The organism is Pseudomonas sp. 3B-A001-10F (assembly GCF_056313565.1).
This window is the reverse complement of sequence record NZ_JBQYFW010000010.1, coordinates 108,335-131,009: the sequence shown is the minus strand read 5'-3', so window position 1 is coordinate 131,009 and position 22,675 is coordinate 108,335. Positions and strand designations below refer to the sequence as shown.

Here is a 22,675-nt window from a genome sequence, read left to right as displayed (position 1 = left end):
GGTTCGAATTTTTGCGCACGGCTTGCCCCTCACCCCAGCCCTCTCCCGAGGGAGAGGGAGCCGATTTTTGGGCTTTTCAAAATGTGAGTTCGGCTCGGTATTTCACGTCGGCGTAACTCTGATAAACACCACGGTCAGTCCCCTCTCCCTCTGGGAGATGGCTAGGGTGAGGGGCTTTTCAGTCGATAAACAAATCCGTCATCAACGCCGCATTACTCCCCGGTTCAAACCGGTAATGCTCAAATTCGCTAACGCCGCTCTCCCGCAAAATCTCCTCATCAATCAACAACCGCCCGGTAATCTGCCGCCCGCTGCTATCCAGAATCACATGTGCCGCATCCGCCATGATCGCTGGCGTTCGCGCCTGCTTGAACGATTCCCGATTCCCCAGCTGAAATTCAATCGCCGCCGTCGCAATCATCGTCTGCGGCCACAACGAATTGACACTGATCCCGTAACTGGCAAATTCCTCGCTCATCCCGATCGTCAGCATGCTCATGCCGTATTTGGTCACGGTGTAAGGGCTGAACTGGGCAAACCACTTGCTTGCCAGATTCAGCGGGGGCGACAGGTTGAGAATGTGCCCGGCAGATTTCTTCAGATAAGGCAGGGCGGCCTGGCTGCACAGCAACACCGCGCGGGTGTTGATCTGGTGCATCAGGTCGAAGCGTTTGAGCTCGATGTGTTGCACACCGGTGAGTTTGATCGCCCCGGCGTTGTTCACCAGTGCATCGATGCCGCCGAAATGTTCGTTGGCCTGAGCCAGTGCCTGGCGTACGGCGTCTTCATCACGCACATCGACTTGCAGGGCCAAAGCCTTGCCACCCGCTGCTTCGACTTCGGCGGCGACGCTGTGGATGGTGCCGGGCAGTTTGGCGTGGGGTTCGGCGCTCTTCGCCGCAATCACGATATTGGCCCCGTCCCTCGCGGCCCGCAGCGCAATCTCACGACCAATACCACGGCTGGCGCCAGTGATGAACAGGGTTTTGCCTTGTAACGACATGCCGATGCTCCTGCTTATTGTTATATGAGCGGAGGGCTCGACAGACAATGTAGACCAAGTCTTCGCGGGCGAAGTTGATCGTTCCCACACTCTGCGTGGGAATGCAGCCCGGGACGCTCCGCGTCCCATTTTAATACCAGCACTGAACCTCGATCAGCCCCGGTATTCCCGCGTAGTTCCTGGCACTCGAATAACGCCATTGTTCTGGCAAATCCACATATCCGCGTTTCACTGGGTTGTTGTGGATGTATTCAAGCTTCTGGCGCATCACCGATTCGCTATAAACCATCTCTGCGTGGGAGCCTTCTTGCCACAACTGGTAAACCCGGTCTTGCTTGTGCGCACGTTTGCTAAAGCGCAGACGTTGCAGGGCTTTGTCTGCATCTTTGCTTTGCAGATCATCAATAATCTTTCGAGCGGTGAATGACTTGAACTGACTGAGGCATTTGCTCAGGTCGGGTGCTTGGGCGACGAAGTGAAGATGGTTTTCCAGAATCACGTAGCCGTACAGCTTCAAGTCATGGTGGGTCTGTTGATAACGCCAGCAGTTGAGCAGGTGGTCGACGATGTAGGGACGGATAAACAGCGGCAACCACTCCATGACCGTGCAGGTCAGAAAATGTGGCTTGTCGGTTTCGGTAAGGGTGTAGCGGCTGCGGCCCATGGGATTCTTCCTTGAATCTTGCGGTGCATTGGAGATGGAACGCGGAGCGTCCCGGGATGCGTTACCACGCGGAGCGTGGGAACGATCAGGATGAGTCGGGTGGCATGTTCTCGCTAGAAGAGAAGTCTGGTGTTGCGGTGGGAAAAATCATTCCCGATCGAAGATCGTCCCCACGCTCTGCGTGGGAATGCAGCCGTCGACGCTCCGCGTCATAGCGGTGTTAAGCATGTCGAGAGTGGTGAGGCTGGAACGCGGAGCGTCCCGGGAGGCATTCCCACGCGGAGCGTGGGAACGATCAGTGCGCGGGAGTCAGGTCAGGCGGACATGACTTCGCGGATGTCGCGAGCCAGTTCGCGGACGCGTTCTTCTTCGGTGTCCCAGGAGCACATGAAGCGCGCGCCGCCCTTGCCGATGAAGGTGTAGAAGCGCCAGTTTTTTGCGGTCAGCGCGGCGATGGCCGGTTCCGACAGTTGCAGGAACACGCCGTTGGCCTGCACCGGGAACATCAATTCGACGCCTGGAATGTCGCTGACCAGCTCGGCCAGCAGTTGCGCGCAGTGGTTGGCGTGGCGGGCGTATTTCAGCCAGGCGCCGTTTTCGAGAATGCCGACCCATGGCGCCGAGAGGAAGCGCATTTTCGACGCCAACTGACCGGCCTGTTTGCAGCGGTAATCGAAGTCTTCGGCCAGTTTGTGGTTGAAGAACAGGATCGCTTCTCCCACGGCCATGCCGTTTTTGGTGCCGCCGAAGCACAGTACATCGACGCCGGCCTTCCAGGTCAGATCTGCCGGCGAGCAGCCGAGGAACGCGCAGGCGTTGGAGAAGCGCGCGCCGTCCATGTGCAGGTGCAGGCCCAGTTCTTTGCAAGTCACGCTGATGGCGCGGACTTCTTCCGGGGTGTAGACGCTGCCGACTTCGGTGGCTTGGGTCAGAGTCACGACGCGCGGTTTCGGGTAGTGAATGTCCTGGCGCTTGAGCGCGACTTCGCGGATCGATTGCGGGGTGATCTTGCCGTTTTCGGTGCCAGCGATCAGCAGTTTCGAGCCGTTGGAGAAGAATTCCGGGGCGCCGCATTCGTCGGTTTCGACGTGGGCGGTTTCCGAGCAGATCACGCTGTGGTAACTCTGGCACAGCGACGACAGGGCCAGCGAGTTGGCGGCGGTGCCGTTGAAGGCGAAGAACACTTCGCAGTCGGTTTCAAACAATTGGCGGAAATGGTCGGCCGCGCGTGCGGTCCATTCATCGTCGCCATACGCGCGCTGGTGGCCGTGGTTGGCCTGTTCCATCGCAGCCCAGGCTTCAGGGCAGATTCCGGAATAGTTGTCGCTGGCGAATTGTTGGCTCTTGTCGGTCATGGCCGGCTTCCGTGGTCGAGACTCTTGTGAAGGCTCGTGGTCAATGAGGGTGCGCACTTTACCGAAGATCTTCCGAGGAGCACACGGGATGTCACGTTCAGGAAATTACCAGTTTGTAGGACGATTATGCACCTGAGCAAACGCGACGGCGCACTGGATCTGCTCAAGTGGCTGGCGCTGCTGTGCATGTTGCTCGATCACCTGCGATATGCCGGGTTCTCCGCCGATTGGCTGTATGTGCCTGGGCGGCTAGCGTTTCCGTGGTTTTGTCTGGCGATGGCGGCGAATCTGGCGCGCGACGGGGCGCGGAGGATGGAATGGCGCTATCTGGGCTGGTTGATGCTGTTCAGTGCAGTCAGTGAGATTCCCTATCGGCTGTACATTCCTGAACCCGATACGTTGAACGTGATGCCGACGCTGGCGTTGGGCTTGCTGGTGGCGCGGGGGTGGCAGGGTCCCTCGATCATGTCGCGATTGCTCGGTGTTGCTGCGCTGGTGCTGGCCGCCATGTTTCCGGAACGACTGATGTTCGGCTTGTTCGGCGTCCTGCTGCCGTTGGCGATGCTGCTGGTGTTTCGCCGGCCGTGGTATTTCAGCCTGCTACCGGGGTTGGTGTGTCTGGCGGCCAACCAATGGCAAGTCCTGTACGACTCGGCGAGGTTCGGCAGTAGCGTCGCCATCCTCGGGATTGCCATTTGTCTGTTTGCGCCAGTGCTCGGGCTGTTCCTGTTGCGACATGTGCGACATCTCCAGCCACCGCCGATGCGGCGCTGGGCGTATGCATTCTATCCCGCACATTTCCTCCTGCTGCTCGCCATCCGCGCGGCATACACCTGACCCCTGTGGGAGCGAGCCTGCTCGCGAAGTGGCCGGCACATCCAACATAGAAGTTGGCTGACCGACCGCTTTCGCGAGCAGGCTCGCTCCCACAGGGGATCTACGGCGTTTCGAATAAGCCATTTCCAGCCATGTCGTAAACGCACCTTTGCGTGGCGCGCGCAGGCATTTGAGCTGTCTGCGCCGGTCATACCATCGGCATCAAAGGGCACTGCCTTCAATGCCAGTGCCTTACCGAGACGAATGGCGCACAGATGCCGCTGGGAGAGACGCGATGTTCAGCAAGCAAGACCAGATCCAGGGTTACGACGATGCACTGCTGGCGGCGATGAATGCCGAGGAGCAACGTCAGGAAGATCACATCGAGCTGATCGCGTCGGAGAACTACACCAGCAAACGCGTCATGCAAGCGCAAGGCAGCGGCCTGACCAACAAATACGCCGAAGGTTATCCGGGCAAGCGCTACTACGGTGGCTGCGAGCATGTGGATAAAGTCGAAGCGCTGGCCATCGAACGCGCCAAGCAACTGTTCGGCGCCGATTACGCCAACGTCCAGCCGCACTCCGGTTCTTCGGCCAACAGCGCCGTGTACCTGGCGCTGATCCAGCCGGGCGACACCATCCTCGGCATGAGCCTGGCCCACGGCGGGCACCTGACCCACGGCGCCAAAGTGTCGTCTTCGGGCAAGCTCTACAACGCCGTGCAGTACGGCATCAACACCGACACCGGGCTGATTGATTACGACGAAGTCGAGCGTCTCGCCGTCGAGTGCAAGCCGAAGATGATCGTCGCCGGGTTCTCCGCGTACTCCAAGACCCTCGACTTCCCGCGCTTCCGGCAGATTGCTGACAAGGTCGGCGCGCTGCTGTTCGTCGACATGGCCCACGTTGCCGGTCTGGTCGCCGCCGGTCTGTACCCGAATCCGCTGCCGTACGCCGACGTGGTCACCACCACCACGCACAAAACCCTGCGCGGGCCGCGTGGCGGGCTGATCCTGGCCAAGTCCAACGAAGAAATCGAGAAGAAGCTCAACGCTGCGGTATTCCCTGGCGCCCAGGGCGGCCCGCTGATGCACGTCATCGCCGGTAAAGCCGTGTGCTTCAAGGAAGCGCTGGAGCCCGGCTTCAAGGCGTATCAGCAACAAGTGATCGACAACGCTCAGGCGATGGCCAGCGTGTTTATCAAGCGTGGCTACGATGTAGTGTCCGGCGGCACCGACAACCACTTATTCCTGGTCAGCCTGATCCGTCAGGGCCTGACCGGCAAAGACGCCGACGCCGCCCTCGGCCGCGCGCACATCACCGTCAACAAGAACGCCGTGCCGAACGACCCGCAATCGCCGTTCGTGACCTCGGGCCTGCGCATCGGCACCCCGGCCGTCACAACTCGCGGCTTCAAGGTGACCCAGTGCGAAGTGTTGGCTGGCTGGATTTGCGACATCCTCGACAACCTCGGTGATGCCGATGTCGAGGCCAATGTTGCCCAGCAAGTGTCGGCCCTGTGCGCAGACTTCCCGGTTTATCGCTGAGCGTTCTGGAGTAAATGACTATGCAACGCTATTCGGGCTTCGGCCTCTTCAAACACTCCCTCAGCCACCACGAAAACTGGCAGCGCATGTGGCGCACGCCAACGCCGAAGAAGGTCTACGACGTGGTCATCGTCGGCGGCGGCGGGCACGGTCTGGCGACTGCTTACTATCTGGCCAAAGAGCACGGCATCACCAACGTCGCCGTGGTCGAGAAAGGCTGGCTGGGCGGCGGGAACACCGCACGCAACACCACTATCGTTCGCTCCAACTACCTGTGGGACGAGTCGGCGCACCTGTACGAACACGCGATGAAACTGTGGGAAGGCCTGTCGCAGGATCTCAACTACAACGTGATGTTCTCCCAGCGTGGCGTCTACAACCTGTGCCACACCTTGCAGGACATCCGTGATTCCGAGCGTCGGGTCAGCGCCAACCGCCTCAATGGCGTCGATGGTGAACTGCTCAACGCCAAGCAAGTCGCTGACGAGATTCCGTACCTCGACTGCTCGAAAAACACCCGCTACCCAGTGTTGGGCGCCACCGTTCAGCGTCGCGGCGGCGTCGCCCGTCACGATGCCGTGGCCTGGGGCTTTGCCCGTGCCGCCGACGCCTTGGGCGTGGACCTGATCCAGCAGACCGAAGTGATCGGCTTCCGCAAGGAAAACGGCGTGTGCATCGGTGTGGAAACCAACAAGGGTTTCATTGGCGCCAAGCGCGTCGGTGTGGTCACGGCCGGTAACTCCGGGCACATGGCCAAACTCGCCGGTTTCCGTCTGCCGATCGAATCCCACCCGCTGCAAGCGCTGGTGTCCGAGCCGATCAAACCGATTATCGACAGCGTGATCATGTCCAACGCGGTGCACGGTTACATCAGCCAGTCTGACAAGGGCGATCTGGTGATCGGCGCCGGTATCGACGGCTACAACGGCTACGGCCAGCGCGGTTCGTATCCGGTGATCGAGCACACCATCCAGGCCATCGTCGAGATGTTCCCGGTGCTGTCGCGGGTACGCATGAACCGGCAGTGGGGCGGCATCGTCGACACCACGCCGGACGCTTGCCCGATCATTTCGAAAACCCCGGTCCCGAACATGTTCTTCAACTGCGGTTGGGGCACCGGCGGCTTCAAGGCCACACCTGGCTCGGGCAACGTGTTTGCCGCGAGTCTGGCCAAGGGTGAAATGCACCCGTTGGCCGCCCCGTTTTCCATCGACCGTTTCCACAACGGCGCACTCATCGACGAACACGGCGCTGCTGCCGTCGCCCACTAACAGGAGAAATCCCCATGTTGCATATCTTCTGTCCTCACTGCGGCGAACTGCGCTCCGAAGAGGAATTCCACGCATCCGGTCAGGCGCACATTCCGCGCCCGCTCGACCCTGGCGCCTGCACCGACGAGGAGTGGGGCGACTACATGTTCTTCCGCGATAACCCGCGCGGTCTGCACCACGAACTGTGGGATCACGTTGCCGGTTGCCGCCAGTACTTCAACGTCACCCGCGACACCGTGACCTACGAGATTCTCGAAACCTACAAGATCGGCACCAAGCCGCAATTCACCGACAAGGCTGATTCGGCGAAAACAGCCACGACGGCGCTGGGAGAGAAGGTATGAGCCAGACCAATCGCCTGTCCAACGGTGGACGGATCGACCGCAACAAAGTGCTGAGCTTCACCTTCAACGGTCAGAGCTACAAAGGCTTCGAGGGTGACTCGCTGGCCGCCGCACTGATCGCCAACGGCGTCGACATCATTGGCCGCAGCTTCAAGTATTCGCGTCCTCGCGGGATCTTCGCCGCCGGTGCCGAAGAGCCGAACGCGGTGCTGCAGATCGGTGCTACCGAAGCCACGCAGATTCCCAACGTGCGCGCCACGCAACAGGCGCTGTATCAAGGTCTGGTTGCGACCAGCACCAACGGTTGGCCGAGCGTCAACAACGACATGATGGGTATTCTCGGCAAGGTCGGCGGCAAGCTGATGCCGCCGGGTTTCTACTACAAAACCTTTATGTACCCGCAGTCGTTCTGGATGACCTACGAGAAGTACATTCGTAAGGCTGCCGGTCTGGGCCGTTCGCCGACCGAGAATGATCCGGACACCTACGACTACATGAACCAGCACTGCGACGTGCTGATCGTCGGTGCTGGCCCGGCCGGTCTCGCCGCTGCCCTGGCCGCTGCGCGCAGCGGTGCCCGAGTGATTCTTGCCGATGAGCAGGAAGAGTTCGGTGGCAGCCTGCTCGATTCCCGCGAAAGCCTCGACGGCAAACCGGCGATGGACTGGGTCGCCAGCGTCATCACGGAACTGAAGAACACCCCGGATGTGCTGCTGTTGCCGCGCGCCACGGTCAACGGTTACCACGACCACAACTTCCTGACCATTCACGAACGCCTCACCGATCACCTCGGCGACCGTGCGCCAATCGGTCAGGTGCGTCAGCGTATTCACCGTGTTCGCGCCAAGCGTGTGGTGCTGGCGACCGGTGCTTGCGAGCGTCCGCTGGTTTACGGCAACAACGATGTGCCGGGCAACATGCTTGCCGGTGCGGTGTCGACTTACGTGCGTCGTTACGGCGTAGCACCGGGCAAGAAGCTTGTCCTCAGCACCAACAACGATCACGCCTACCGCGTGGCACTGGATTGGCTCGACGCCAGTCTGCAAGTGGTGGCCATCGCCGATGCGCGCAGTAATCCGCGTGGTGCGCTGGTGGAAGAAGCGCGCGCCAAAGGCATCCGCATTCTCACCGGCAGCGCCGTGATCGAAGCCCGTGGCAGCAAGCGTGTCACCGCTGCCCGCGTTGCCGCGATCGATGTCAAAGCGCACGCCGTGACCAGCCCGGGCGAATGGCTCGACTGCGATGTGATCGCCAGTTCCGGCGGTTACAGCCCGGTCGTTCACTTGGCCTCGCACCTCGGTGGCAAGCCGACCTGGCGTGAAGACATCCTCGGTTTCGTACCGGGCGAAGCACCGCAGAAACGCGTGTGCGTCGGTGGCATCAACGGCGTTTACGGTCTCGGTGATTCGCTGGCTGACGGTTTTGAAGGTGGCGTGCGCGCTGCCGCTGAAGCCGGTTTCCAGACCGTCGAAGGCGTGCTGCCAAAAGCCCTGAGTCGTCTCGAAGAGCCGACGCTGGCGCTGTTCCAGGTGCCGCATGAAAAGAACACCGCACGGGCGCCGAAGCAATTCGTCGACCTGCAAAACGACGTGACCGCCGCCGCCATCGAACTGGCAACCCGCGAAGGTTTCGAGTCGGTGGAGCACGTCAAACGCTACACCGCGCTGGGCTTCGGCACCGATCAGGGCAAGCTCGGCAACGTCAACGGTCTGGCCATCGCGGCCCGCTCGCTGAACGTGACCATCCCGCAGATGGGCACCACCATGTTCCGTCCGAACTACACGCCGGTGACTTTCGGCGCCGTGGCCGGTCGTCACTGTGGGCACATCTTCGAGCCGGTGCGCTACACCGCGCTGCATGCCTGGCATGTGAAGAACGGTGCCGAGTTTGAAGACGTCGGTCAGTGGAAGCGTCCATGGTACTTCCCGAAAAACGGCGAAGACCTGCATGCAGCGGTGAAGCGCGAATGCAAAGCCGTGCGCGACAGCGTCGGCCTGCTCGACGCCTCGACCCTCGGCAAGATCGACATTCAAGGCCCGGATGCCCGCGAGTTCCTCAACCGCGTGTACACCAACGCCTGGACCAAACTCGACGTGGGCAAGGCCCGCTACGGTTTGATGTGCAAAGAAGACGGCATGGTCTTCGACGACGGTGTCACGGCCTGCCTGGCCGACAACCATTTCGTCATGACCACCACCACCGGCGGCGCGGCGCGCGTGCTGCAGTGGCTGGAGCTGTACCACCAGACCGAATGGCCGGACATGAAGGTTTACTTCACCTCCGTCACCGACCACTGGGCGACCATGACCCTGTCCGGGCCGAACAGCCGCAAGCTGCTCAGCGCCGTGACCGACATTGATCTGAGCAACGAAGCGTTCCCGTTCATGACCTGGAAAGAAGGTCTGGTCGGCGGCGTGCCGGCGCGGGTGTTCCGCATCTCGTTCACCGGTGAGCTGTCGTACGAAGTCAACGTGCAGGCCGACTATGCGATGGGCGTGCTGGAGAAAATCGTCGAGGCCGGCAAGCAGTACAACCTGACCCCGTACGGCACGGAAACCATGCACGTACTGCGCGCCGAGAAGGGTTTCATCATCGTTGGCCAGGACACTGACGGCTCGATGACCCCGGACGACTTGAACATGGGCTGGTGCGTGGGTCGCACCAAACCGTTCTCGTGGATCGGCCAGCGTGGGATGAACCGTGAAGATTGCGTGAAGGATCAGCGTAAGCAGTTGGTCGGCCTGAAGCCGATTGACCCGAACGTGTGGCTGCCGGAAGGCGCGCAATTGGTGTTCAACACCAAGCAGGCGATCCCGATGACCATGGTCGGCCACGTGACGTCCAGCTACGCGCACAACTCCCTCGGTTATTCGTTTGCCATGGGTGTGGTCAAGGGCGGTCTGAAGCGCATGGGTGAGCGGGTGTTTGCACCGCTGGCCGATGGCAGCGTGATCGAGGCGGAGATTGTTTCTTCGGTGTTCTTCGATCCGAAGGGTGATCGCCAGAACATCTGACACTGATCGTTCCCACGCTCTGCGTGGGAATGCATCCCGGGACGCTCCGCGTCCCAAGAGCGGACGCAGAGCGTCCATGGCGGCATTCCCACGCAGAGCGTGGGAACGATCAAGAATTCAGGAAGGTGCTTTATGACCACAGCCAATGTTTACCAACAACGCCCGACCACCGACGCCAAGGCCGAGTCGTCGCTGTACCATGCCGACCTCGCCAGCCTGGTCGGCAAGGGCCGCAAGAACGCCGGCGTGATCGTGCGGGAAAAGAAACTCCTCGGCCACCTGACCATTCGTGGCGATGGCCACGATGCTGCGTTCGCCGCCGGTGTGCACAAGGCCCTGGGTATCGAACTGCCCGGCGCTCTGAGCGTGATCGTCAAAGGTGAAACCAGCCTGCAATGGATGGGCCCGGACGAGTGGTTGCTGATCGTGCCAAGCGGTGAAGAATTCGCCGCCGAACAGAAACTGCGTGAAGCCCTGGGCGATCTGCACATCGCGATCGTCAATGTCAGCGGCGGCCAGCAAGTGCTCGAACTGAGCGGGCCGAACGTGCGTCAGGTGCTGATGAAGTCCACCAGCTACGACGTGCACCCGAACAATTTCCCGGTGGGTAAAGCGGTCGGCACGGTATTCGCCAAGTCGCAGTTGATGATTCGCCACACGGCCGAAGACACCTGGGAATTGCTGATTCGTCGCAGTTTTTCGGATTACTGGTGGTTGTGGTTGCAGGATGCTTCGGCGGAGTACGGGTTGAGTGTTCAGGCCTGAAAGATCAAAAGCTACCCCCCTCACCCCAGCCCTCTCCCCCAAGGGGGAGAGGGGGAAGGGAGCCGATTTCGGGTGTTTTTGTGATCTATATTCACCCGCGATATTTCAGGTCGGCGTAGCTCGAAAGAACACCTCGGTCAGTCCCCTCTACCTCCGGGAGAGGGCTAGGGTGAGGGAAAAACCTGACACCCCGCACAAAGAACAGGAGTCACCGCACCATGAGCCGCGCCCCAGACACATGGATTCTGACCGCCGACTGCCCCAGCGTCCTCGGCACGGTGGACGCGGTCACGCGTTTTCTGTTCGAGCAGGGCTGCTACGTCACCGAGCACCACTCGTTCGATGACCGCCTCTCCGGGCGTTTCTTCATCCGCGTGGAATTCCGTCAGCCCGACGGCTTCGACGAACAATCCTTCCGCGCCGGTTTAGCCGAACGTGGTCAGGCCTTCGGCATGGTCTTCGAATTGACCGCGCCGAACTACCGGCCAAAAGTGGTGATCATGGTCTCCAAGGCCGATCACTGCCTCAACGACTTGCTCTACCGCCAGCGCATCGGCCAGTTGTCGATGGACGTCGCGGCGGTGGTCTCCAATCACCCGGACCTCAAACCGCTGGCCGACTGGCACCAGATTCCCTACTACCATTTCCCCCTCGACCCCAACGACAAACCGTCGCAGGAGCGTCAGGTGTGGCAGGTGATCGAAGAGTCCGGCGCCGAACTGGTGATCCTCGCCCGCTATATGCAGGTGCTGTCGCCGGAGCTGTGCCGCAAGCTCGATGGCAAGGCGATCAACATTCACCACTCGCTGCTGCCGGGTTTCAAGGGCGCCAAGCCGTATCACCAGGCCTACAACAAGGGCGTGAAACTGGTGGGCGCGACGGCGCATTACATCAATAACGACCTCGATGAAGGGCCGATCATTGCCCAGGGTGTCGAGGCGGTGGATCACAGTCATTACCCTGAGGATCTGATTGCCAAGGGGCGCGATATTGAAGGCCTGACACTGGCGCGGGCCGTTGGGTATCACATTGAAAGAAGAGTGTTTCTCAACGCCAATCGCACAGTCGTTCTTTAGATCGCTTTCGCGAGCAGGCTCGCTCCCACAGGGATTTGTGTTGAAACACAGGTCCCTGTCACACCAAAGATCAACTGTGGGAGCGAGCCTGCTCGCGAAGGGGCCATAACTGACAACGCAAGACCAACAAGCAATACCCGAGCATTCAACGCGCTGCCTGCCTGGGCAACGCGGTTCCATAAAAACAACAGCGAGGTGAAAGCATGTCTGGCAATCGTGGTGTGGTGTATCTCGGCGCTGGCAAGGTCGAAGTACAGAAAATCGACTATCCGAAAATGCAGGACCCGCGCGGTCGCAAGATCGAGCACGGGGTCATTCTCAAAGTGGTTTCCACCAATATCTGCGGCTCCGACCAGCACATGGTGCGCGGCCGTACCACGGCGCAGACCGGTCTGGTGCTGGGCCACGAGATCACCGGCGAGGTGATCGAAAAAGGCTCCGACGTCGAAAACCTGAAAATCGGTGACCTGGTCTCCGTACCGTTTAACGTAGCTTGCGGGCGCTGCCGTTCCTGCAAAGAGCAACACACCGGCGTCTGCCTTACCGTCAACCCGGCCCGAGCCGGCGGTGCTTACGGTTACGTCGACATGGGCGACTGGACCGGTGGCCAGGCCGAATACGTGCTGGTGCCATACGCCGACTTCAACCTGCTGAAATTGCCGGACCGCGACAAGGCCATGGAGAAAATCCGCGACCTGACCTGCCTCTCCGACATCCTCCCTACCGGTTACCACGGCGCCGTCACTGCCGGCGTTGGCCCAGGCAGCACCGTTTACATTGCCGGCGCCGGCCCGGTCGGTCTGGCTGCAGCCGCTTCCGCGCGTCTGCTCGGTGCGGCAGTGGTGATCATCGGTGACGTCAACACCATCCGCCTGGCCCACGCCAAATCCCAGGGTTTTGAAATCGTCGACCTGTCCAAGGACACGCCGCTGCACGAACAGATCGCCGCACTGCTGGGCGAACCGGAAGTGGATTGTGCGGTGGACTGCGTCGGTTTCGAAGCGCGCGGCCATGGCCACGACGGCGTAAAAGCCGAGGCCCCGGCCACGGTGCTCAACTCACTGATGGGTGTGGTGCGCGTGGCCGGCAAGATCGGTATCCCGGGCCTGTACGTCACCGAAGATCCGGGTGCTGTCGATGCCGCTGCGAAAATGGGCAGCCTGAGCATTCGCTTCGGCCTGGGCTGGGCCAAGTCGCACAGCTTCCACACCGGCCAGACCCCAGTGATGAAGTACAACCGCCAGCTGATGCAGGCGATCATGTGGGATCGCATCAACATCGCCGAAGTGGTGGGCGTGCAGGTGATCAGTCTCGATCAGGCGCCGGAAGGGTATGGCGAGTTCGATGCGGGCGTGCCGAAGAAGTTTGTGATTGATCCGCATAAGTTGTTTAGTGCGGGGTAACATTTCGAAGGCAATGTAAATCGGCGCCATGAGGCGCCGGTTTTCATTGAGGGGAGCACAAGTGTTCCGATTTTGGATCAGAGGATCTGAACTTCTTCAGCTTGCATTCCCTTCTGTCCTTTTGCAGCGATGAAACTAACCTCCTGTCCTTCTTTCAAAGACTTGAAGCCGTCAGCTTGTATAGCCTTGAAGTGAACAAAAAGATCGTCACCACCGTTATCTGGAGTAATAAAGCCAAATCCCTTTTCATCGTTGAACCATTTGACTTTACCCTTTTCTCTGTTTGCCATTTCCGTATTTCCTGTTTCGTTGATTGGTTAAATATTTATACAACTGCGAAGACTTTAGGGCGTTTGGATTTGCCCTTGTCCAGGGCCAGTTTTATGTCCACTGCGTAGTACTGACCGTTATCCCCGCGCACAAGGTCATAAGTAACCTTCTGCCCCGCTTTGATGTATTTGATGATCGGATCGTCCGGGCTGATGCAAAAGATGATCGGCGGGACATCTGATTCGAGCAGTTGATCGCGCGGACTGAGTTGCTTCTCCATCACTGTATCTCCCGTTGAATGACCGTTAATTGCACCTCGCTTTCTTCGAACAATTGACACACCAGCAGCCTATTCCAGCCCGGATCGCTAGACACCTGTCAGATCTGACAGGTGTCTAGTTCTTTTTGAAATATTGATTTTCACGACAAGCAATTAACGACCTAAAAAGATCTCAGCCCTCGGGTTGTTTCGCGGATTTGAAGTCTTGCGGGGAGGTCAGCCTCGATCAGGCGTTGGAAGGTATGGCGAGTTCGATACGGGTGTGCCGAAGAAGTTTGTGATTGACCCGCATAAGTTGTTTAGTGCGGCGTAAGGCTTAAGCTCGATACAAAACGGCGACTTCAGGGTCGCCGTTTTTTTGTTCAAAGCCAAGGTCAAAAGCTACCCTCATCGGAACGCCGCCCGCCCAGCCCTCTCCCGGAGGGAGAGGGGGCCGACCGAGGTGTCTTTCGTCGTACATCGACCTGAAAGATCGAGTCGACTATGGATTCAACGCAAGTCTTTCAAGTCGGTGTATTGCGTAAATATCCCACGGTCAGTCCCCTCTCCCTCTGGGAGAGGGCTAGGGTGAGGGGCTTTGCTTCAAAGGGCCGCCAACGTCCCTTGATACAGCACCGGCCCAGTCGGTTGCCCGGTCGGCGAACCACCTTTCGGCTCGAGACTTACCGCCAGCGCAATCGGTTTACCGATCAAGGCTTTCTGCGCTTCGTGCAACTCAACCTTGCCTTTGCCACCCGCCGGAATAACGCCGAGGGAAATCGGTTTGCCATCCGCCGGAATCGCCCACAGTTCCAGACTACGATCCGCATCAACCGCCGCCAGCGTCAGCGGCTCGACTTGCAGATAATCCGCATGCGCTTCGACCTTCAGCGCCGGTTGCGCATCGGCGGTCAGCAGCGTGGCGCGGTAGCGGGCGTCGTCGCGGTTGTACAGCGAGCCGAGGAACACCAGCACGGCAATGGAGCAGATCGCAGCGGTGAGTCGCAGCCAGTTCCAGAATGGCCGTTTTTCAGGCACATGCAGAACCTGTGGTTCGATGCGCGCGGTGATGCCGTGCCACACGCGGTCGGGTACCGGATGTTCCGGCAGCGCTTCGGTGAGAGTGGCGAGGCTTTCCTGCCATTGCGCCAGTTCAGCCCTTAATGCCGCGTCATCCAGCAGCAACTGTTCAAAGCGCCGCCGCGCAGGCGCAGCCATCAACCCGATCGCGTAATCGGCAGCAAGGGCGCGGCGCAGGGCAGGGGTCTGGTAGTTCATGATTCAAGGCACCGACGCAGACGTTCCAGGCCACGACGAATCCACGACTTCACCGTTCCCAGTGGCGTCGCCAGGTGTTCGGCGAGTTCCGAGCACGACAATCCCTGAAAGTACGCCACGGTGATCGACTGGCGCTGCATGCTTTCCAGGGTTTCCAGGCAGCGGTTCAACGTCTGAGCCTCACGGGCGCTGTTCAGTTGCTCGTGAGCCGAGGGGCTTTCGTCCGGCAGTGTGTCCTGTTCCAGATCAGTCAGTGGCTTTTCGCGATGTTTGCGCAACTGATCGATGGCCTGATTACGGGTGATGTTGATCATCCAGGTCAGCGGCGCCGACAGATGCGCTTCGTAGCGCGAGGCGTTGTTCCAGATGCGCACGAAGCTTTCCTGCAGCACTTCCTCGGCCAGATCGGTGCGGCGCATAAACCGCAGGGCGACGCCATGCAGACGCGGACCGACGCTGCGGTAAAGCGTTTCGAAGGCGCGACGATCGCCCAGTGCACACTGGGCCAACAACTGGCGCAACTGATCGGTGTCGGCGATGGAAATGACGACTCTCCAGGCAAAGGTAGAGCGACGAGGGCTGGGCTCGGACTGTTCACAGGCTAGTTCAGCGACAGCGGTTGTGCCATTCATCGCAAAGGTGTCCGGGATTTCACGTTTTATATACGCAGGCCGGACGAAAATGGATGCGCCGCGCCGGAACATGCCGGCGGATACCCGGTCAAACCGGCAGTTTCACTGCTCGTGCAACGGGTGGTTTTCACAGTGCAAGAGGATGTCTGAATGAAGATTTCACGCGGTATTGCCTTGGCATCGCTCCTGACCCTGGCCGCCGGGCCGGTGTTTGCCGGTTTCAGTCTGAACGACGTCGCTGGTGCGGTTTCGGGGATGCAGGGTGGTGACAAGGCGGCCGCTGCGGCGCCGACCTCGGAAACCGCCGGTTTGCTCAGTGCTCTCAGTGCGCTGGATGTCACGCCGGAGCAAGCCGTTGGCGGCACCAGTGCGATGCTCGGTCTGGCCAAGAATCAATTGAGCAGTACCGATTATTCGCAGTTGGCCAAAGAAGTGCCGGGCATCGACAAACTGTCGGGTGGCAGCGGCAATCTGGCGGCGTTGGGCGCTTTGCTCGGCTCGTCCGGCAAGTCCGCCGGGCTGGAGAATGCGCTGGGCAACGTCAAGGACACCAATGACCTGAACAATGCCTTCAGCGCATTGGGCATGGACAGCGGCATGATCGGCCAGTTTGCCCCTGTGCTGTTGCAATACCTCGGTCAGCAGGGCGTCGGCGGTTCGCTGCTGAGCAGCCTGGGCAGCATCTGGGGCGCCGGCACCGGTAGCTGATTCAGCCGCGTTCGCCGCGCAGTTCGGCGATGCGCTGATCCTTCTCGTTCCAGAGCTGGTTGACCCAGTTCTGGACCGTCTGGCGGAACGCCGGATCATTCTCGTAATCGCCCTGCCACAGTGCCGGGTCGAGTTCGCGGGTCTTGATATCGATGATCACCCGCGGCACGTTGCCGCTGATCAAATCCCAGAAGCCCGGTATGTTCGCCTGTGGATAAACCACGGTGACGTCGAGAATCGCATCCAGTTGTTCACCCATCGCCGCCAACACAAATGCCACGCCGCCAGCCTTGGGCTTGAGCAAGTGCTTGAACGGTGATTGCTGCTGGGCGCTTTTTGCCGCGGTGTAGCGGGTGCCTTCCAGGTAATTCACCACGGTCACTGGCTGACGCTTGAACAGCTCGCAGGCCTGTTTGGTGATTTTCAGATCCTTGCCGGCCAGCTCCGGATGTTTTGCCAGAAATGCCTTGGTGTAGCGTTTCATGAACGGGTAATCCAGCGCCCACCACGCCAGTCCGAGAAACGGCACCCAGATCAGTTCTTTCTTGAGGAAGAATTTGAAGAACGGCGTGCGGCGGTTGAGGGTCTGGATCAGCGCCGGAATGTCGACCCACGACTGGTGGTTACTGACCACCAGATACGAAGTGTCACTGCGCAAGTCTTCGCCACCGCGAATGTCCCACTGAGTGGGGATGCACAGGCGGAAGATCAGCTTGTCGATCTCGGCCCAGGTTTCGGCGATCCACATCACCGCCCATGACGCGTAGTCACGCCAGCGGCCGGGGGCGACCAGTTTGAGCAGGGCAAACACCAGCAACGGCCCGATCAGGATCAGGGTGTTGAGCAACAGCAGCAGGGTGACGAAACAGCCGGTGAGCAGGCGGCGCATAAGCAACTCTTTGCAAACGGATGGGCGCGTCATGATAAGCAGCTTCGCGCGGCAGGCCAAATCGGTGGTGACGAATGTTTCACTTTAGTCGCGTTAACCTGATCGTTCCCACGCTCTGCGTGGTAACGCCGCCCGGGACGCTCCGCGTCCCTGTGACGCAGAGCGTCACTGGATGCATGCCCACGCAGAGCGTGGGAACGATCAAGCGCGCAACGGTCTAAAATCCCGTTGCCCAACCTCTCAAGGAAGCCCCTTACGTGAAATCCCTCCTTGCACTGTTTGCCCTCGTCGCCCTGCCGGTCATGGCCGCCGAGCCGACCCTGTACGGGCGCTATGAATACATCGCGCTGCCGGAAATCGGCGGTGAAGTGCTCAAGGCCAAGATGGACACCGGTGCGCTGACCGCCTCGCTGTCGGCCAAGGACATCGAGACCTTCACCCGTGATGGCGACGAATGGGTGCGTTTCCGCCTCGGCACCAAGGACGCCAGCAACAAGGTCTACGAACACAAGGTCGCACGGATCAGCAAGATCAAGAGCCGCTCGGATGAAGAGGACGAGGGCGAAAGCACCGAAGTCGCCAAACGTCCGGTGGTCGATCTGGAGCTGTGCCTGGGCAACGTCAAGCGTACCGTCGAGGTCAACCTGACCGACCGCAGCAACTTCAATTATCCGCTGCTGATCGGTGCCAAGGCCTTGCGCGAGTTCGGCGCGGCAGTGAACCCGGCGCGGCGCTTCACGGCGGATAAACCGGACTGCTGAGCCAAGTGGTCTCATTGACGTAACGTCAGGCTTGGGGCACCGTTCGCGCACCTAACCCACGGGCTCGGACGCCATGCCTCATATCCTGATTGTCGAAGACGAAGCGGCGATTGCCGATACGCTGATTTTTGCCCTGCAAGGCGAGGGGTTCGGCACCACGTGGCTGAGCCTCGGCGCGGCGGCGCTGGAGCATCAGCGGCAGACGCCTGCCGATCTGATCATCCTCGACATCGGCCTGCCGGACATCAGCGGCTTCGAGACCTGCAAGCAGTTGCGGCGCTTCAGCGACGTGCCGGTGCTGTTCCTCAGCGCCCGCGATGCCGAGATTGATCGCGTGGTCGGGCTGGAAATCGGCGCCGACGACTACGTGGTCAAGCCGTTCAGCCCGCGTGAAGTCGCGGCGCGAGTGAAGGCCATCCTTAAACGCATGGCGCCGCGTCCCGTCATTGAAGCCTCTTCGGCGCTGTTTCGCATCGATCCCGAGCGCGTACAAATCAGCTATCGCGGCCAGACGTTAAGCCTGACCCGCCACGAATTCCGCCTGTTGCAATGCCTGCTCGAACAACCCGAACGGGTGTTCAGCCGTGAGCAATTGCTTGATGCGCTGGGCGTCGCTGCCGACGCCGGCTACGAGCGCAGCATCGACAGTCATATCAAAAGCGTGCGCGCCAAACTGCGTCTGGTGCGCGCCGACGCCGAGCCGATCCAGACCCATCGCGGCCTCGGTTACAGCTACAGCCCGGGGCATAGCTGATGTCGCTGGGGCTGCGGATCTTTCTGGTGTATGTGCTGTTTGTCGGCCTCACCGGGTACTTTGTGCTCAACACGGTGATGGAAGAAATCCGCCCCGGCGTGCGCCAGTCCACCGAAGAAACCCTGGTCGATACCGCCAACCTGATGGCGGAAATCCTCCGTGATGATTTCAAGGCCGGCACCCTTAGCGAGAACCGCTGGCCCGAGTTGCTGCGCGCCTATGGCGAGCGCCAGCCGCAAGCAACGATCTGGGGCTTGCCGAAAAACCAGGTCAACCACCGTATCTACGTCACCGACGCGAAAGGCATCGTCGTGCTCGATTCCAGTGGTGTCGCGGTCGGTCAGGATTACTCGCGCTGGAACGACGTTTACCTGACCTTGCGTGGCGAGTACGGTGCGCGTTCGAGCCGCAGTGATCCGGATGACGCCAGCTCGTCGGTGATGCACGTCGGCGCGCCGATCCGCGACAACGGCCAGATCATCGGTGTGGTCACCGTGGCCAAGCCGAACAGCTCATTGCAGCCCTATGTCGATCGCACCGAGCGGCGCTTGCTGTTTTACGGCGCCGGGTTGATCGGCCTCGGTCTGCTGTTTGGTGCTTTGTTGTCGTGGTGGCTGAGCCGTGCGCTGCACCGTCTGACCGGTTATGCCCAGGCGGTGAGCGAAGGCCGGCGGGTGGAAGTGCCGCATTACCGTGGTGGTGAACTGGAACAACTGGCTACCGCCGTGGAACAGATGCGCACGCAACTGGAAGGCAAGGCCTACGTCGAGCGTTATGTGCACACGCTGACCCATGAACTGAAAAGTCCGCTGGCGGCGATTCGTGGCGCTGCGGAGTTGCTGCAAGGCGACATGCCGCCGGTTCAGCGATTGCGCTTTGTCGGCAACATCGACAGTGAAAGTGCGCGGATGCAGCAGTTGATCGAGCGGTTGTTGAATCTGGCACAAGTGGAACAACGTCAGGGCCTTGAAGAGCGGGTCGCTGTGCCGTTGGCGGCGCTGGTTGATCAATTGCTGCAGGGGCAGGCGGCGCGGATTGAAGGCAAACAGTTGCGCATCGAACAGACCATTGCGGCGGATCTGCTGTTGATTGGCGAGCCGTTTTTGCTGCGTCAGGCGTTGGGTAACTTGCTGGAAAATGCGCTGGATTTCACCCCGCGTCAGGGCTTGTTGCGCTTCAGTGCCCAGCGCGAAGAGGAGCAGATTGTTTACCGGCTCTTCAATGAAACCGCGCCGATTCCCGATTACGCCTTGCCGCGTTTGACCGAGCGCTTCTACTCATTGCCGAGACCGGACAGTGGACGAAAAAGCACGGGGTTGGGGCTTAACTTCGTTGAAGAGGTGGTCAAGTTGCATGGTGGGGCGATGCAGATTCGCAATGTCGAGAACGGTGTGGAAGTGACATTGCGCTTGCCTTGATACCGAGTCGTTGCCTTCGCGAGCAGGCTCGCTCCCACATAGGATTTGTGAACGACACAGATCCAATGTGGGAGCGAGCCTGCTCGCGAAGGGGCCGGTGAAGTCTCCACACAATCTCCACATTCCCCCCACAAAACCCCCACACCCACTCAGCAGACTCTCCCCATCCAAACAGGGAGAGTCCCATGAACAAGAATCTGACTATAAAGCTCGGCGCCATCGCCCTGCTGATCCTGCTGTTATTGATCCCGCTGCTGATGATCGACGGCGTCATCGACGAGCGCCAACAGCTGCGCGATGGCGTGCTCGAAGACATTGCCCGCAGCTCCAGCTACAGCCAGCAACTGAGCGGCCCGGTGATGGTGGTGCCGTATCGCAAAGTGATTCACAACTGGAAAACCAACGATAAAACCAACCAGCGTTACGACGAACCGGGCGAAGAACGCGGGCGTTTGTACTTCCTGCCGGAACGATTTGAACTGGACGGCCAGGTGCAAACCGAACTGCGTGCGCGGGGCATTTATGAGGCGCGGCTGTTCCACGCCGATAACCGCATCAACGGCCATTTCTCATTGCCGGCGCAATTGGGCATCAAGGAAGACTTCAGCGACTACCAGTTCGATGCACCGTTTCTCGCGGTCGGTATCAGCGATATTCGCGGTATCGAAAATGCGCTGAAACTGGAGCTCGATGGCCAGCGCCTCGATTTCGTTCCGGGTACGCAAGTCGGTTGGCTCGGTGAAGGTGTGCGGGTCACGCTGCCGTTGCTCGACACCAGTAAAACCACGGAACTGAGCTTCGGCTTCGACCTGCGTCTGCAAGGCACTGGTTCATTGCAGGTGCTGCCGGTGGGCAAGAGCAGCAGCGTCAGCCTCACTGCCAACTGGCCGCATCCAAGCTTTGTCGGCAACTTCCTGCCGGGCAAACGTGAAATCAATGATCAAGGTTTCAGCGCCGATTGGCAGACCACGTTTTTCTCCACCAACCTGCAAGACGCCATGAGCCGTTGCGTGAGCAGCAATGATTGCGAGGCGTTCAACGGTCGTAGCTTCGGTGTGAGCTTTATCGATCCGGTGGATCAATATCTGAAGAGTGACCGGGCGATCAAGTATGCGCTGCTGTTCATTGTCCTGACGTTCGCCGGTTTCTTCCTCTTCGAAGTACTCAAGAGTCTGGCCGTGCACCCGGTGCAATACGCGCTGGTTGGTGTGGCGCTGGCATTCTTTTATCTGTTGTTGCTGTCGCTGTCGGAGCACATTGGTTTTGCCCTGGCATATTTGCTGTCGGCCAGTGCCTGTGTGGTGTTGATCGGATTTTATGTCTGCCATGTGCTGCGCAGTGTGCGTCACGGCTTGAGTTTTTCGGCGGGGCTGGCGGCGTTGTATGGCCTGCTTTATGGCTTGCTGAGCGCTGAGGATTACGCGTTGTTGATGGGCTCGTTGTTGCTGTTTGGTTTGCTCGGTGTGTTCATGGTGCTGACGCGCAAACTGGATTGGTACGGGATCGGTCAGAAACCGGCGAAGCCGTTGGAGTTTGATGTCGGGGCGATGCAATGAGCCGGTCGCTGGGATTGCGTGAGGATCAGTGCTGGAGGGAGGGATTGGTGACGCGGATGATCGGTTTTTTGCCTGTGGAACCGAGGTGGTGCCATCGCTGGCAAGCCAGCTCCCACAATGAGTTCGGTGATGACACAAATCCCCGATCTACCACAAATCCTGCGGGAGCTGGCTTGCCAGCGAAGAGGCCGGAACAGGCGCCGCCGATTTAAGGCTTGGGCATCGTGGCGATCATGGACGGTCGCTGACTCACCTCAAAGAACCAGTTGGCCAGTTGCGGGTTGGCATCACGCCAGCCCAGGTCCGGGAAACGCAGATCGAGATAACCCAGCGCACACGCCACGCTGATCGCCGCGACATCGAAATGGCTGGTCAGCTCGGCAATGGCATCTTTTTCCAACACTGCGAGGGTGCGGCGGATCTTGTCGCGCTGAGCCTCGAGCCATTCATCCCAATGCTTTTCCGGCGCGCGCAGGACCATTTCATAACGCACCATCACCGACGCATCCATGATCCCGTCGGCCATCGAGGCCAGGGTCAGGCGGCGCCAGCGAGCCGCGCCTTCGCGCGGGATCAGCGGGTTGCCGACGTGTTGTTGGTCGAGGTATTCGAGGATCACACGGCTGTCATGGATGACATTGCCGTCGGCCAGGCGCAGGGCAGGGATCTTGCCCAGCGGGTTGTCGAGATTGAGCTCGGCGCTCGGGCTGACCGGGCTGAGCACGCAGTCTTGCAGCGCGACGCGATCCTGCTGGCCGGTTTCGTGCAGCAACACCATCACTTTGCGCACAAACGGGGAGAGCGTGTTGTGGTACAGGGTCATGCTGGGGGCGGACATTGGCAGGGTCTCGATCAGAACGATGAGGGAGCAGCATAGCCTGTCAGTGCAC

The 22,675-nt window shown here is 60.0% G+C and carries 22 protein-coding genes and 1 pseudogene; 14 read left to right on the top strand and 9 right to left on the bottom strand.

Translation table 11 applies throughout. The annotated features are described in order from the left end of the window. Positions 1-178 precede the first annotated feature (178 nt). From AC0ZWN_RS12355 to AC0ZWN_RS12345, 3 genes are all read right to left on the bottom strand, one after another. The gene (locus AC0ZWN_RS12355; protein WP_476335221.1) at positions 179-1,003 is read right to left on the bottom strand and encodes an SDR family oxidoreductase; all 825 of its coding nucleotides are present in this window, start codon (positions 1,001-1,003) and stop codon (positions 179-181) included. A 130-nt stretch (positions 1,004-1,133) separates the two neighbouring features. Continuing rightward, positions 1,134-1,667, bottom strand: a complete 534-nt coding sequence (locus AC0ZWN_RS12350) for an REP-associated tyrosine transposase (RefSeq protein ID WP_476335220.1) — start codon at positions 1,665-1,667, stop codon at positions 1,134-1,136. A gap of 314 nt (positions 1,668-1,981) precedes the next feature. After that, positions 1,982-3,022: a threonine aldolase family protein gene (locus AC0ZWN_RS12345; protein WP_476335219.1), complete on the bottom strand. Its 1,041-nt coding sequence runs from the start codon at positions 3,020-3,022 to the stop codon at positions 1,982-1,984. A 126-nt stretch (positions 3,023-3,148) separates the two neighbouring features. On the opposite strand from AC0ZWN_RS12345, the gene AC0ZWN_RS12340 reads away from it, so the two are divergent. From AC0ZWN_RS12340 to fdhA, 8 genes are all read left to right on the top strand, one after another. Next, entirely contained in the window at positions 3,149-3,859 is a 711-nt protein-coding gene (locus AC0ZWN_RS12340; RefSeq protein ID WP_476335217.1) for a TraX family protein, read from the top strand. Between the two features lie 274 nt (positions 3,860-4,133). Further along, positions 4,134-5,387, top strand: a complete 1,254-nt coding sequence (gene glyA / locus AC0ZWN_RS12335) for a serine hydroxymethyltransferase (RefSeq protein WP_108225128.1) — start codon at positions 4,134-4,136, stop codon at positions 5,385-5,387. A gap of 20 nt (positions 5,388-5,407) precedes the next feature. After that, positions 5,408-6,658 (top strand): sarcosine oxidase subunit beta, encoded by a 1,251-nt coding sequence (locus tag AC0ZWN_RS12330; RefSeq protein WP_034155011.1) that lies wholly within the window; start codon positions 5,408-5,410, stop codon positions 6,656-6,658. A 14-nt stretch (positions 6,659-6,672) separates the two neighbouring features. Continuing rightward, entirely contained in the window at positions 6,673-7,002 is a 330-nt protein-coding gene (locus tag AC0ZWN_RS12325) for a sarcosine oxidase subunit delta (RefSeq protein ID WP_007913119.1), read from the top strand. Beyond that, on the top strand, positions 6,999-10,016 hold the full coding sequence (locus AC0ZWN_RS12320; RefSeq protein WP_460066258.1) for a sarcosine oxidase subunit alpha: 3,018 nt from the start codon (positions 6,999-7,001) through the stop codon (positions 10,014-10,016). Before AC0ZWN_RS12325 ends, AC0ZWN_RS12320 begins: the two co-directional genes overlap by 4 nt. A 132-nt stretch (positions 10,017-10,148) precedes the next feature. Then, entirely contained in the window at positions 10,149-10,781 is a 633-nt protein-coding gene (locus AC0ZWN_RS12315) for a sarcosine oxidase subunit gamma (protein ID WP_476335215.1), read from the top strand. 218 nt (positions 10,782-10,999) lie between these two features. Then, entirely contained in the window at positions 11,000-11,857 is an 858-nt protein-coding gene (gene purU / locus AC0ZWN_RS12310; RefSeq protein WP_064589552.1) for a formyltetrahydrofolate deformylase, read from the top strand. 203 nt (positions 11,858-12,060) lie between these two features. Beyond that, the gene (fdhA, locus tag AC0ZWN_RS12305) at positions 12,061-13,260 is read left to right on the top strand and encodes a formaldehyde dehydrogenase, glutathione-independent (protein WP_476335213.1); all 1,200 of its coding nucleotides are present in this window, start codon (positions 12,061-12,063) and stop codon (positions 13,258-13,260) included. A 77-nt stretch (positions 13,261-13,337) separates the two neighbouring features. Here the strand turns inward: fdhA and AC0ZWN_RS12300 are convergent, their stop codons facing one another. Both AC0ZWN_RS12300 and AC0ZWN_RS12295 read right to left on the bottom strand, forming a co-directional pair. Further along, positions 13,338-13,550: a cold-shock protein gene (locus AC0ZWN_RS12300; protein ID WP_460089127.1), complete on the bottom strand. Its 213-nt coding sequence runs from the start codon at positions 13,548-13,550 to the stop codon at positions 13,338-13,340. Positions 13,551-13,585: 35 nt separating this feature from the next. Further along, complete coding sequence (locus tag AC0ZWN_RS12295) at positions 13,586-13,810, bottom strand: hypothetical protein (RefSeq protein ID WP_476335211.1); 225 nt, start codon at positions 13,808-13,810, stop codon at positions 13,586-13,588. 241 nt (positions 13,811-14,051) lie between these two features. Here AC0ZWN_RS12295 and AC0ZWN_RS12290 point away from each other — a divergent pair. Further along, positions 14,052-14,123 (top strand): annotated as a pseudogene (locus tag AC0ZWN_RS12290) (hypothetical protein); the annotation flags it as partial. Positions 14,124-14,392: 269 nt separating this feature from the next. Here AC0ZWN_RS12290 and AC0ZWN_RS12285 read toward each other — a convergent pair. Further along, complete coding sequence (locus AC0ZWN_RS12285; RefSeq protein WP_476335210.1) at positions 14,393-15,067, bottom strand: anti-sigma factor; 675 nt, start codon at positions 15,065-15,067, stop codon at positions 14,393-14,395. Beyond that, complete coding sequence (locus AC0ZWN_RS12280; protein ID WP_476335209.1) at positions 15,064-15,699, bottom strand: sigma-70 family RNA polymerase sigma factor; 636 nt, start codon at positions 15,697-15,699, stop codon at positions 15,064-15,066. Before AC0ZWN_RS12280 ends, AC0ZWN_RS12285 begins: the two co-directional genes overlap by 4 nt. 150 nt (positions 15,700-15,849) lie before the next feature. On the opposite strand from AC0ZWN_RS12280, the gene AC0ZWN_RS12275 reads away from it, so the two are divergent. Further along, positions 15,850-16,407 carry a DUF2780 domain-containing protein gene (locus tag AC0ZWN_RS12275; protein ID WP_095050275.1) on the top strand — a complete coding sequence of 186 codons (558 nt, stop codon included), beginning with the start codon at positions 15,850-15,852 and terminating at the stop codon, positions 16,405-16,407. 1 nt (position 16,408) lies between these two features. On the opposite strand, the gene AC0ZWN_RS12270 is transcribed toward AC0ZWN_RS12275, so the two are convergent. Beyond that, complete coding sequence (locus tag AC0ZWN_RS12270; RefSeq protein WP_476335207.1) at positions 16,409-17,296, bottom strand: acyltransferase; 888 nt, start codon at positions 17,294-17,296, stop codon at positions 16,409-16,411. Positions 17,297-17,553: 257 nt separating this feature from the next. Here AC0ZWN_RS12270 and rloA2 point away from each other — a divergent pair, with 257 nt between their 5' ends. The 4 genes from rloA2 to creD all read left to right on the top strand — a co-directional run bounded on the left by rloA2 (position 17,554) and on the right by creD (position 21,785). Beyond that, a complete protein-coding gene (rloA2, locus tag AC0ZWN_RS12265) occupies positions 17,554-18,057 on the top strand; it encodes a retropepsin-like aspartic peptidase RloA2 (protein WP_007909997.1) in 504 nt (167 codons plus the stop codon). Between the two features lie 73 nt (positions 18,058-18,130). Further along, positions 18,131-18,811, top strand: a complete 681-nt coding sequence (gene creB, locus AC0ZWN_RS12260) for a two-component system response regulator CreB (RefSeq protein ID WP_414927150.1) — start codon at positions 18,131-18,133, stop codon at positions 18,809-18,811. After that, positions 18,811-20,229, top strand: coding sequence for a two-component system sensor histidine kinase CreC (creC, locus tag AC0ZWN_RS12255; RefSeq protein ID WP_476335206.1), 1,419 nt, complete (start codon positions 18,811-18,813; stop codon positions 20,227-20,229). Before creB ends, creC begins: the two co-directional genes overlap by 1 nt. Before the next feature lie 185 nt (positions 20,230-20,414). After that, positions 20,415-21,785 carry a cell envelope integrity protein CreD gene (gene creD / locus AC0ZWN_RS12250; protein ID WP_095050279.1) on the top strand — a complete coding sequence of 457 codons (1,371 nt, stop codon included), beginning with the start codon at positions 20,415-20,417 and terminating at the stop codon, positions 21,783-21,785. 208 nt (positions 21,786-21,993) lie between these two features. On the opposite strand, the gene AC0ZWN_RS12245 is transcribed toward creD, so the two are convergent. Continuing rightward, positions 21,994-22,623, bottom strand: a complete 630-nt coding sequence (locus tag AC0ZWN_RS12245) for a glutathione S-transferase (RefSeq protein WP_476335205.1) — start codon at positions 22,621-22,623, stop codon at positions 21,994-21,996. Positions 22,624-22,675: the final 52 nt, after the last annotated feature.

Coding starts and splice junctions, on each gene's coding strand:
- AC0ZWN_RS12350 (WP_476335220.1), bottom strand. CDS start 1,667: ATGGGCCGCAGCCGCTACACCCTTACCGAAACCGACAAGCCACATTTT.
- glyA (WP_108225128.1), top strand. CDS start 4,134: ATGTTCAGCAAGCAAGACCAGATCCAGGGTTACGACGATGCACTGCTG.
- AC0ZWN_RS12285 (WP_476335210.1), bottom strand. CDS start 15,067: ATGAACTACCAGACCCCTGCCCTGCGCCGCGCCCTTGCTGCCGATTAC.
- AC0ZWN_RS12325 (WP_007913119.1), top strand. CDS start 6,673: ATGTTGCATATCTTCTGTCCTCACTGCGGCGAACTGCGCTCCGAAGAG.
- creD (WP_095050279.1), top strand. CDS start 20,415: ATGAACAAGAATCTGACTATAAAGCTCGGCGCCATCGCCCTGCTGATC.
- purU (WP_064589552.1), top strand. CDS start 11,000: ATGAGCCGCGCCCCAGACACATGGATTCTGACCGCCGACTGCCCCAGC.
- AC0ZWN_RS12300 (WP_460089127.1), bottom strand. CDS start 13,550: ATGGCAAACAGAGAAAAGGGTAAAGTCAAATGGTTCAACGATGAAAAG.
- fdhA (WP_476335213.1), top strand. CDS start 12,061: ATGTCTGGCAATCGTGGTGTGGTGTATCTCGGCGCTGGCAAGGTCGAA.
- AC0ZWN_RS12295 (WP_476335211.1), bottom strand. CDS start 13,810: ATGGAGAAGCAACTCAGTCCGCGCGATCAACTGCTCGAATCAGATGTC.
- AC0ZWN_RS12355 (WP_476335221.1), bottom strand. CDS start 1,003: ATGTCGTTACAAGGCAAAACCCTGTTCATCACTGGCGCCAGCCGTGGT.
- AC0ZWN_RS12275 (WP_095050275.1), top strand. CDS start 15,850: ATGAAGATTTCACGCGGTATTGCCTTGGCATCGCTCCTGACCCTGGCC.
- AC0ZWN_RS12315 (WP_476335215.1), top strand. CDS start 10,149: ATGACCACAGCCAATGTTTACCAACAACGCCCGACCACCGACGCCAAG.
- AC0ZWN_RS12245 (WP_476335205.1), bottom strand. CDS start 22,623: ATGTCCGCCCCCAGCATGACCCTGTACCACAACACGCTCTCCCCGTTT.
- creC (WP_476335206.1), top strand. CDS start 18,811: ATGTCGCTGGGGCTGCGGATCTTTCTGGTGTATGTGCTGTTTGTCGGC.
- AC0ZWN_RS12345 (WP_476335219.1), bottom strand. CDS start 3,022: ATGACCGACAAGAGCCAACAATTCGCCAGCGACAACTATTCCGGAATC.
- AC0ZWN_RS12340 (WP_476335217.1), top strand. CDS start 3,149: ATGCACCTGAGCAAACGCGACGGCGCACTGGATCTGCTCAAGTGGCTG.
- AC0ZWN_RS12280 (WP_476335209.1), bottom strand. CDS start 15,699: ATGAATGGCACAACCGCTGTCGCTGAACTAGCCTGTGAACAGTCCGAG.
- AC0ZWN_RS12270 (WP_476335207.1), bottom strand. CDS start 17,296: ATGCGCCGCCTGCTCACCGGCTGTTTCGTCACCCTGCTGCTGTTGCTC.
- AC0ZWN_RS12320 (WP_460066258.1), top strand. CDS start 6,999: ATGAGCCAGACCAATCGCCTGTCCAACGGTGGACGGATCGACCGCAAC.
- creB (WP_414927150.1), top strand. CDS start 18,131: ATGCCTCATATCCTGATTGTCGAAGACGAAGCGGCGATTGCCGATACG.
- AC0ZWN_RS12330 (WP_034155011.1), top strand. CDS start 5,408: ATGCAACGCTATTCGGGCTTCGGCCTCTTCAAACACTCCCTCAGCCAC.